This window comes from Caballeronia arationis (genome assembly GCF_001544975.2).
In the GTDB taxonomy this organism is placed as follows: domain Bacteria; phylum Pseudomonadota; class Gammaproteobacteria; order Burkholderiales; family Burkholderiaceae; genus Caballeronia; species Caballeronia arationis.
The window spans coordinates 1-10,630 of record NZ_FCOG02000172.1; the positions used below are offsets into that span (position 1 = coordinate 1).

General features: G+C 60.2%; 6 protein-coding genes and 2 pseudogenes. 2 read left to right on the forward strand and 6 right to left on the reverse strand.

Annotation, left to right across the window (positions count from 1 at the left end):
* Positions 1-233 precede the first annotated feature (233 nt).
* From AWB81_RS37445 to AWB81_RS37470, 6 genes and pseudogenes are all read right to left on the reverse strand, one after another.
* A complete protein-coding gene (locus tag AWB81_RS37445) occupies positions 234-965 on the reverse strand; it encodes a gamma-glutamylcyclotransferase (RefSeq protein WP_062643028.1) in 732 nt (243 codons plus the stop codon).
* Positions 966-1,366: 401 nt separating this feature from the next.
* Positions 1,367-4,030: a cation-translocating P-type ATPase gene (locus AWB81_RS37450; RefSeq protein ID WP_200822607.1), complete on the reverse strand. Its 2,664-nt coding sequence runs from the start codon at positions 4,028-4,030 to the stop codon at positions 1,367-1,369.
* A 77-nt stretch (positions 4,031-4,107) separates the two neighbouring features.
* Positions 4,108-4,227 (reverse strand): annotated as a pseudogene (locus AWB81_RS37455) (NAD(P)-dependent alcohol dehydrogenase); the annotation flags it as partial.
* 69 nt (positions 4,228-4,296) lie between these two features.
* Positions 4,297-5,250 carry a universal stress protein gene (locus AWB81_RS37460; RefSeq protein WP_062643033.1) on the reverse strand — a complete coding sequence of 318 codons (954 nt, stop codon included), beginning with the start codon at positions 5,248-5,250 and terminating at the stop codon, positions 4,297-4,299.
* A 553-nt stretch (positions 5,251-5,803) separates the two neighbouring features.
* Entirely contained in the window at positions 5,804-7,249 is a 1,446-nt protein-coding gene (locus tag AWB81_RS37465; protein ID WP_062643035.1) for a DEAD/DEAH box helicase, read from the reverse strand.
* Between the two features lie 380 nt (positions 7,250-7,629).
* Positions 7,630-9,216 (reverse strand): DUF1254 domain-containing protein, encoded by a 1,587-nt coding sequence (locus AWB81_RS37470; protein ID WP_235026106.1) that lies wholly within the window; start codon positions 9,214-9,216, stop codon positions 7,630-7,632.
* A 528-nt stretch (positions 9,217-9,744) separates the two neighbouring features.
* On the opposite strand from AWB81_RS37470, the pseudogene AWB81_RS49295 reads away from it, so the two are divergent.
* A pseudogene (locus AWB81_RS49295) lies at positions 9,745-10,064 on the forward strand (DUF1254 domain-containing protein); the annotation flags it as partial.
* An 81-nt stretch (positions 10,065-10,145) separates the two neighbouring features.
* Entirely contained in the window at positions 10,146-10,523 is a 378-nt protein-coding gene (locus tag AWB81_RS46595) for a DUF1254 domain-containing protein (RefSeq protein WP_235026107.1), read from the forward strand.
* Positions 10,524-10,630: the final 107 nt, after the last annotated feature.

Here is a 10,630-nt window from a genome sequence, read left to right on the forward strand (position 1 = left end):
GCACGGGGTTGGTGTCCGTCACGTAGTCGTCAAGTGCTTCTGGGAGGAGAAAGCTTTGTGTACGATTGTCGCCTTGAGCGAACCGCTTCATCTCGCTCATCCTTCGCTATCGGATGAGCTATTTTACCGCGCCAAATGGCGTTTTGACACGGTCTGGGCCGGGTAGCGCCTATCGACGAAAGACGTAGCGCACCTTCGCGTGTCGTGTGAACTCGAACCGGTTAGTCAATCTGCTACCTACCAATGACTTGTAGGTCCACAAGCTTTTGCGCCACAAGTCGCTGCAGGCGCCAGAGATTGGTGTCCCGGATGCCGAGGTGCTCCAGGTGATCAACAGTCTGCATGAGGTATTCGGCCCCGGACCCCCAGTGTCCGACGGCCTTGCACAGCACGCACGCGATTTCCTCGTCGGTCATACCCGTCACAAAGTTGTGCCCTTGGCGATCGGCGGCAAAGACGATTGCCCCTACCGCAGCCTGCCCCGCCTTCGCAGTCACCCATCGTGGCGGACTGGTCGGCGGCTTGACGGTCATTTCCCGTCGCCACAACTTGCGAAGGTTTTCGAGAGCCCGGGATCCAGCGATTCGGTATAGAGCGCCACGGCAACTGCCACCCGAAACGAGCGACATCATCAATCCCGGCTGTTCGGGGGTACCGCGAAACCGCGTGAGTCGAATGCAAAAGGCGCGATGCCAGCCGGGCAAAACCGCTGCCACCTGCTCGTCAACTTCGAGGGCCGGGTTCCAAAGCAGCGAACCATAAGCGAACACCCAGATGTCTTGCCCTTGCCACGCACCGGCGGTGAGGAACGCCTGCAGTGAAGTCTCGTAATCAGATTCGCTGTGAACGACGACCCCTGTGGGCGGCCCTCGGTCTTCGACCTTGTGCGCGGTCAGAGCCACCAATTCCGGCGTCAGACGCAGAGGTACCGACTGGTCACGAGGAGCCGCAGAAACCGAGTCCATCGGTCACTCCTTGTAGGGATATGCATCGGGCATCAGATCGGTCTCGCCCGTGCGAGAGGTCGAGCGCCGACTCGCGAAAAAGTGAGTCGTTCGCCACATCACAGATACAACATAGATGATCGTCCGCAGCATTCAAGGTGACATATAACGGCTACCCCGTCGATCGAGCCAGGGCGAATCCATCGTGCGTTCTGGTGTGGCCGGTGGCGAACGAATAAAGTCCCCCGGCTGCCACGATACGACGCTGAGAAGGCAATGGTCGCAGATCGACCCGTTTCAGTCAGTCATCACCGTCCGCCTTATGGCGCTTCAAGATTTCAGAATTTATGAGTGAACCGGAGGTTGGTGAAACGAGTTTAAGACAAACGCTGGGCTCGCGTCCCACGATCATCGGGTCCACGCTAACGCTGCCGCCTTTGGAACACTCGAACTGTCAGCTTGCGGGTCTCTTCGAACAGCAGGACCGTCGATGCGACGCCAATGACAACACCCCAGTCACCCCAGGCCATGCCAGTCGTGCCGAAGAATCTGATGGCCGGCGCCCAGTGCACAGCGACGACTTGCAGCGCCAGCGTGCCGACCAGAGATATCCATAGCATTCGGTTGTGGAAAAAGCGCGCGTTGAACGCGGAGCCGCTCTCGCTGCGCGCATTGAACGCGTTGAAAAATTGGAACAGCACAAAGGTCGTGAACGCCATCGTCAGGGCGCGCGCCTCGCTGCCCGTGCGCATGCCGTAGTACAAGACCGTCAGTGTGCCCACCATCATCGTGACGCCGTAGGCGGCAATCCGCAGCACCCGCGCCAAGGGAAGAACCGGCTCATCGCGATGGCGTGGCGGCTCGCTCATGATGCCAGGGCGCGCGCCATCCATCGCGAGCGATACCGCTGGCGGACCGTCCATGATGATAGCGACCCAAAGGATCTGTATTGCGGTGAACGGCTCCGGCAAGCCGGCGAGCGGTGCAAAGAAGACGCTCAGAATCGCCCCTATTGTTGTCGAGAGCTGAAAGCGAACGAATTTCAGGATGTTGTCGTACAGCGTGCGGCCCTGGCGCACTGCGCGAACGATGGTGGCGAAGTTGTCATCGATCAGCACCATGGTGGCGGCCTCTTTGGCCACCGCCGTGCCACTGATACCCATCGCGACACCGACATCCGCCTGCTTCAGTGCCGGCGCATCGTTGACGCCGTCCCCCGTCATTGCCACGACGTGCCCCTTAGCCTGCAAAGCGCGCACAATCTTCACCTTGTGCGAGGGGGTCACTCGGGCGAACACGGCGACCTCTTCGATCGCTGCGGCCAGTTGCGCCGCGTCCATGCGATCGATGTCTGCGCCTGACACCGCGCGCCCGTGCAGTCCCAACTCGGAGGCGATAGCCGATGCAGTCGCCTGATGGTCGCCAGTGATCATCTTGACTACGATGCCCGCCTGGCGGCATTCGGTGATCGCATGCATTGCCTCGGGCCGTGGCGGGTCCATCAACCCGACCAGTCCCACGAAGTCCAGTTCGGCGATCCAGATCGAGAGATCGCGGGAAATGTCAAACGCAGCGGCAGACAATGTGCGCGATGCGATCAGCAGGCCCCGCAATCCACGTCCGGCCAGAGCTTGATAGTCCGCATCGATCTTGGCTGCTTCGGCAGTACCAAACGCTGCCTCGGCACCGGCCACCTTCCAACGTGTGCATCGTGCCAGCAGTACATCGGGCGCTCCCTTGACGAACACCTTGATCTGATCGCCATCGCGATGAAAGGTGGGCATGAACTTGTGCGCCGAATCGAATGGCAACTCGGCCAGGCGCGGCAGCGCGCGCTCGACGGAGTCGCACAGGATCCCACCCTTGGCGGCAAGCACCAACAACGCCGCCTCCATCGGGTCGCCGATCGCCTTGCCGTCGTCGAAGCGGCTGTCGTTGCAGGCCACCATCGGCACCATCAGCGGAGCGAGATCGACGTCGATGGCGTGCCCCGCCGACCGCGTGATCTCGCCGTGCGTCCGATACCCCTCTCCGGACACATCGAAGCGTTGCCCGTCATAGACGAAGGTGCGTGCGGTCATCTGGTTGAGCGTCAACGTGCCCGTCTTGTCGGAGCAGATGACAGTGGTGCAGCCCAGCGTCTCGACACTGGCCAGACGCTTGACGATTGCATGCTGGCGCGCCATCTTGTGCATGCCGAGCGCGAGGGTAACAGTTACCACCACCGGCAGGCCCTCGGGCATGGCGGCGACCGACAGTGCGATTGCGTCGAGCGCGACGTGGACGAGATCCGCCCCGCGCAGGAACTGCAGAAACGAGAGCAGTCCCACGAGTGTCAGCGCGATGGCACCCAGGCGTTTGCCGAGCCGGTCCAGTTGAACCTGCAACGGCGTGGCGACCTCCTCGGTAGCTGCAAGTTCTTGTGACAGGCGTCCCATCTCCGTGCTCGGTCCGGTCGCCGTGACCAAGACCTCCGCCCGTCCGCGCGTGAGCAGCGTATTCATGTATACCAGGTTGAGCCGGTCACCCAGCGGCGCATCGGCCGCCACTCGCAGAGCAGTCTGCTTGCCGGCCGGCTGGGATTCGCCGGTCAGCACCGATTCGTCAATCTCGAGCCCGGCGGCCAGCCAGAGGCGCCCGTCGGACGCCACGCGGTCGCCCGCCTCGAGCAGCAAGACGTCGCCGGGCACCACGTCGTCGGCAACGATCTCGTGGCTGACGCCGTCACGCCGCACTCGGGCCTTGCTGGGCAGCATCGATTTCAGCGCGGCCAGGCTGCGCTCGGCGCGGTACTCCTGGTAGAAGCCGACGAGCGCGTTGATCACCACTACGGCCAGGATCACCACCGCGTCCTTCGTGCTGCCGACCAACGCCGCCAAGACCACCGCCCCCAGCAGGATCAGAATCAGGACGCTCCGGAACTGCGCTAGCAGCACACTCCAGGGCGAGCGTGGAGGTGCTTGCGGCAAGCGGTTTGGGCCCACACGAGACAGGCGTTCAAGCGCCTCCTGGCCGCTGAGCCCGGTTTCAGGGCGGACGTCGAGCAGCACCGCTACCGCCTCGGCGTCCAGTGTGTGCGGTGTCACGGGCGGCTGGGTCTGAGTCGCGATGCCGGACCCGCCGACGAACGTCGGCCCGCGACGAGTGCTGTCTGTCTCATAGGTCAATGCGTGATAGCAACCTTCAGCACGCCGTCGCGCTGATGGTCAAACAAATCGCAGGACTTCTCGATGTCGTCGAGCTTGACGCGGTGCGTCACTATCGTGCCGAGATCGACGCCACTCGGAACAGCAGGCGCCATGATCCTGCTCTCAAGTATCGAACAAGAGAATCCGACTCTGCTCATTCAGGATCAAGAGTGCAGCCTTGGGCGAGCAAGCAACAATGGGGTATGGGTGATGCGCGCAGTTCGGGCTGCGACGCTCCCGAGAAACCAACGGGCGACACCGCGTCGACCGTGTGTGCCGACGATTACCAGGTCGGCGTGCCACCGCTCAGACTCGCGGACAATCTTGTGGGGCACGTCATCACTGGCAGGTTTCGTACGGAGAAGCCCGGTTTCAACATGGTTGGACAGATTGGCGAAGACGCCTGCTGCATTGGCCAGCGCGGTCCTACCTTCGTCCATGAACGCATCCTCAAGGAGATGAATCGGTACAAAGTCGGTCAGCCGGACAGCTCGGTCGATGACGTAGACGGCGCGCAGATGTGCCTCCGGTGTCGCCAGTTGCAGTCCGAATCGCATGGCGTCCAGGGATGCAGGACTCCCGTCAAGCGCGAACAGGATGCGACGCGGGAACTCGGGTATCTCGGCGTCATAGCTTGCAGGAACAATCAGGATCGAGCAGGGAGTCTGCGTTGTCACGGGCTCGGATACGGTTCCTTCGACCCACCGCAATAGGCCGTGACGTTGACGCGCACCCACGACGAGCAGATCGGCTTTCCATTCGGTTGCTGCGTCGATCAAAACATTAGCGGTGTCGCCGCTATGCGTCGAAAGCTCAATTACATCCGCCTCGACCTCAGCATTAGCTTTCGCGAGCGACTCTTTCGCATGAGCAGCCGCTTCGCGTGCTTCGCGCAACAGTCCCTCGCGAACCGCCTGCAGTCCAGCCTCAGCAATTGAGCCTAGGGGCAAGAGGGTACGAGGGTTCTCAGCGACACTGATGACGCGCACTTGCACACCAGTTGTCGCCAGGTAGCGAATATACCCCGCCGCACGGCCGGACACAGATGACGAGTCAACTGCGATAAGTATCCGTTTGATTCCGGATGTGGCAGTGCTGCCTGCATTCGATGTAGTCACGATTGGCCTCCGTGCGACACGAACCGTCACACTGGCATCGATACTTGATTTTCTCAACCTGCTTTCGTCGCCATTTGGCGCATGTCAGGTCTGGTGTGAAGTGCTTAAACACCTTATGCGGCCGCAAGCCATTGCTGCGATTTGATGAATGATAGACGAAAATCCATTCCGAATGACCGCTTCCAGGTAGCGCAATGCGACACGCGAGCGGCCGCTTGTGGCCGGGAGCCGAAGCCCGCATCTCGAGCACAGGGCAACCGCGGCTACCGTGGCACGAACTCCCGCACTCGACCTAAGGCGAGAGTTCGCGATGAGCCGATCAAATGACGGCTTTCCTTTCTTGTGAGAAGCGAACACATTTGCCAAAGACGATCTCGATCGGACCCTCGCTACGCACGATTTCAACGTCCGTTCGACCCCGAAGTTGTTAAGGATCCTAGATTCAGTGCGCCGTTACCCGCCGGCCTGATGCAAGCCGAAGCCGCGCCGCTGCCTGCCAGCGGGCCGCAAACCTCCAGCCTGTTCCAGGGTCGGCGTTACTCATCCCCACGGATCAGGGTCGGCGTTTCCTGCGGCCACCAGCGGGTTTGCCAGCCGGCTTACGTGAGCCCGCAGCTGGATTGCTGGCGGGTTTGCTGCGTGGCTTTTGCATGCTGAATGGATTACCGCTGGACAAGCTTGTGCCTTTACCCGTGGCCTCAGCGCGCTGCGCCGGAGCCTTGCGTCTGTTTTCGCCAATCTGCGGGCTCGGTTTTCTGCTGAGCACCTGCATGGCGCCCGGCGCAGCTTGCGGCATTTTGGGCTTCTTAGGCTTTTTGGGCTTCTTGATGATCTGGCCCGTCGCGCTGGTTTGCGGCACGCGATGTTCGGCTTCGAAACCCGGCTCTTCTTCACGAGGCAGCGTTTGCCGGATCAGCGCTTCAATCGCAGCAAGTTGCGGCGCTTCATCGGCGCACACGAGGGACACCGCCACGCCGCTGGCGCCCGCGCGGCCGGTACGGCCAATCCGGTGCACATAGTCTTGCGCCACGATCGGCAGATCAACGTTGATCACTAGCGGCAGGTCGTCGATATCCAGCCCGCGCGCAGCCACATCGGTGGCTACCAGCATATGCACTTCGCCTGTCTTGAAGCGCTCCAGCGCACGCAGGCGCGCGGGTTGCGGCTTATCGCCGTGGATGGTGTCGACCGCATAGCCCGCTTCATCCAGCATGGCCGCCAGGTAATCCACGCCATTGCGGGTTTTGACAAACACCAGCGCGTGCTCCCAATTGTTCTCAGCCACAAGGTGCATGAAGAGGTCAGGCTTGTTCCTTTTATCCACCGGCACCACCCATTGCTTGATCTTGCTGGCCGTGGCATTGGGCGGGCTGACGCTGATATTGACCGGGCCGCGCAGAATGCTCGCCGCCATGGCGCGGATATCATCGGTAAACGTGGCTGAGAACAGCAGGGTCTGGCGCTGAGCGGGCAAGGCAGCAAAGACGGCGTTGAGTTCGCGCGCAAAGCCCAGATCCAGCATGCGGTCGGCTTCATCCAGCACCAGCGTTTGTACTTGATCAAACTGCACTGCGTTCTGGCGATTGAGGTCTAGCAAACGGCCCGGCGTGGCAACGAGCACATCCACGCCTTTGCGCAACTTCATCATCTGCGGGTTGATACTCACACCGCCATAGGCGGCCAGAAATCGTAAGTCGAGGCCTTTGCCGTAATCGAGAAAGCTTTGCAGCACTTGTTCAGCCAGTTCACGCGTGGGCACCAGCACCAGGACACGCGCACGGTTGCTGGACACCGCGGGGCCGTGTTGCACCAGCCGTTGCAACAGCGGCAGCGCAAAACCCGCCGTTTTGCCAGTGCCGGTCTGTGCCGCAGCCATGACGTCCTTGCCACTGAGCACAGCAGGAATCGCCTTGGTCTGCACCGGCGTAGGTGTCTGATAATTGAGGCCCTGCAAATTACGCAGCAACGGATCGATCAGGCCAAGCGAGGCAAAAGACATGCACGTATTCCGGGCTAAAACCGCAATTTTAGCGGTTACCGCGCAGATTGAACTGCGCAGATCAATGGTCAAAAAGGTCGACGTTGATCGCCGCTGAACAACGTAGCGGTGCCCGCAAGCGGAGTCTGTCCGTCCGAGCGGTCACCGCGCCTCATCCAAATCGGCCTTTGCGGACGTTCCGTTGTCTCCGTTTGTAAGGCAGCTTCAAGTTCCCTTCCTGTCTTTCGGAGCATCGTGCCCGCGAAGGCCGGGCTGATTCTCAGCGCATACATACTCTCAACCCACCGGGTGTCCTTCGACACCGTGCCTCCGAGGCGGGTTACAAGGCCGAGAGCCGGATTTGGGGCGATTGAGGCTTGAACGACAAAATGCGCTGCCAGTTAGCGCAACTTTTCCACGTCGCTCGGCTTCCAGGTCTTGTCGAAGAATGCCTTGGTTGGTCCGTATATCCGCAGGATCACGAAATAGCCTTGGCCGGGCAAGGTCCTCAGCCAGTTCTTTCCCGGCCCGGGCGAATCGGGCCCGAAATAGATGTCCGTAGAGCCGTCGGTGTTCTGGGCCGGATGATCCATCGTATTGATCGATGGAAAGGGCTGGCCATTATCGAGGCCGGACGCTGTCATCGAGTCGTAGACGGTGACCGACCAGAACAGCGCGGCGGGAACGCCCTTTGGCAGATTGACCCGATAGCTGTTCTGACCTTCCAGGAAGTCGCCATTCGAGTCGACGAACGTGGCCGGATATTTCGCCCCGACGTTCTCCATGCTCACCGCCATACCCGGGCTTGCCGAATAGGCGTTAGTGAAGAAGCCCGTGCGTGGATCGATATAGTTGAAGGAATCGCCTGTGAAGGTGGCATTGCCGGGGAACACGTTGAGCCAGCGGCGGTCGTCGTACCATTTCGCATTCGACACGATGTTCTGCGGCTCGTACGAGCCCGCGAGGCCCATTTTGCTCGCCGTCTTCGCGGCGTTGTCGAGCAATGTCCGCGTGTGTTCGTCAGGCCGGAAAGGCTGACCCTTGACAACGCCCAGCGCGGCCAGCATGCCGCGCATTTCCATGTCTTGCGGATCGACGTATTCGCTATCGATAAACCGCGAAAGCATGTCAAACGCCGAAGCGTCCTTCGGATACAGCATATTCACGGGGACACCCGACGCGTCGGGGAACACCATCGCCTTGGCCGACGATTTTTGCCCAAGCGGATAGATGCGTGTCTGCTCCATCACTTTGACGGGCGCTTCGAGTTGTTTCGGGTCCTTGAAGAAGCCTCGCCAGAACACGAATACGTTATAGGTCCGCGAGCGGTAGGCGAGGTAGCCTGGCGGGATCTTGCCACGGTAGTCCGGCGGCACGATCAGGTACTTTGCGCCCTTGCCTTTGTCGGGACCGGGCAGTCCGACATCGCCGCACCATTGCCGGCCGTCGATCTTGTCGATGGAACAGATAGGCCGTTGAAAGAAGTCGTCAAGAATGCCCTGTAGCCCCGGCGGTACTTCGATGACCATCGGACCGTCCTGTTTCAGGTCCAGGTATCCCATTGCGTAAATCACATCCGAGTTCGGCGTGGTGACCAGCGTCTTTGCGTTGAGGCGCTCTTTCCAGATGGGGAGGACGTTATAGCCGGCGCCGAACTTCGCTTCCGATCCATGCTTCATGGCGTACATGTTCAGGGCAGGCAGCGCCCAGATGTAGCTCTGTACCCCGCGCTCGAACAGGAGTTCGTCGTGAAGCGTCCGGATACCTTCGCGGGTCGGATAGCCGCCGTCGAACGGGAGGGCGGCGAGGGTCGCGTAATGGTTGCTTCCGGCGCCAGAGGACGATTGAGACGTCGTTGCGAATCCCTCCTTCGGCGGCGATTGCTGGCACCCCGCCAGCCCTATTCCCGCCGCCGCCATCAGCGCAACAGCCAAAGTCGAACGCATAGAACGATTTCCTCGCCAATTGACAGAACGGTTGTTTTTCAAGTCTGGAGCAGATTACATTGAACCTACGATCCTTGATAGAGTAGCGGCGCGGTTTTATAAAATGCCATACGCCGGCATGCAGCCTGATCATTTTCCCGATCGATACGAACAGTCTTTTGTTTTTATGCGGAGAAACGTTCAATGCTGCTCAGGCATTTCAAAATGCCTTTGACAGGCAACCGTTGCGGGAGTGCACGCATACCGCGATGATATCCGGCCCTTACTCACCAATCTCGACGAGGAGTCAGTGTGAATTTGAAGCACGTTGTTGTGGGTGTCGCGGTTTGCGCCAGTTGCGTCGCGGGCGCGGCTGAGCAGGCGTCAGTAGCCGGATCGGCGTCGGACATCATGAGCACGCCGCCCGGTACCGTTATGATCAAAGAGTACGTCGCGACGGTAGGGCGGCTGGCTTATGTCTGGGGTTGGGCCCTGGTGAACAACTTCAATCGCTCTCTCGCGGTTAAGGATTTACCGGAGCCAGGCAGGATTGGCGGCGTTATCCCCGGTTCTCCGCACAATCAGATTTCCATGCTGAGCGACTATATCGATTCCGCCGAGAACTTTGTGACGTGCCCGAATCAGGACACGGTCTATGGCGCCGGCTATATGACGCTCGACACCTCGCCGGTGATTATCCAGGTGCCGAATTTCGGAAATCGGTTTTATACCTATCAGCTTTCCGATGCGCGCACGGATTCATTCGGTCGAATCGGCAAGCAGTATGGAACCAAGCCGGGATTTCACCTCTGGTCGGCCCGAATTGGAAAGGCAAGGTTCCTGCGGGAATTGTCGCTGTTCATCGATCGCCCACCAATCTCGTTGCGATTTTCCCGCGCATTTTCCAGGACGATACGCCGGAAGACAAGGTCGCCATTCAGCCCTTGCTAAGCCAGGTCATGGTTTATCCGTTGAGCGAGTTCACAGGGAAGATGAAGACCAGGGACTGGAAGGGCACGCCGTCCTTTCCTCCTCCATCGGCGGCTGGAACCGGTGAGGTCAAGTGGGTGGTTCCGGAGAAGTACTTTGACGAGCTGCCGCTGGTGATGAAAATGGTACCGCCGCTGCCCGGCGAAGAGGCGCTCTACGGCATGATTCAGTCCGTGCTGGACGCGGCCGCCAAAGACTCGCAGATCAAGTCCACGTTGGTGGAAACAGCCGTAGCCGCCGAGAAGGACGTGATAGCGCCGCTCTTCGACTTCCATCATAACGGACGCCCCGTTGGCAATGGCTGGACCTCTCCACCGAATGGCGCGCACTGGGGGACCGACTATCTTTCCCGCACGGCAACCGCGAAATCAAATATGTAGTCGGACCTGCAAAATTGGGTTTTGTTCGTGGACGCCTCGGGGCGTTCATCAGGTGGCCTTGTACTTTTCGAACTCAGGCAGTTGTAGGAGGTGCGAGCAAGGTTCCT

Bases quoted from the DNA above. Each gene is read 5' to 3' on its own strand.
- AWB81_RS37445 (WP_062643028.1), bottom strand. From the start codon at position 965: ATGGACTCGGTTTCTGCGGCTCCTCGTGACCAGTCGGTACCTCTGCGT.
- AWB81_RS37465 (WP_062643035.1), bottom strand. From the start codon at position 7,249: ATGTCTTTTGCCTCGCTTGGCCTGATCGATCCGTTGCTGCGTAATTTG.
- AWB81_RS46595 (WP_235026107.1), top strand. From the start codon at position 10,146: ATGAAGACCAGGGACTGGAAGGGCACGCCGTCCTTTCCTCCTCCATCG.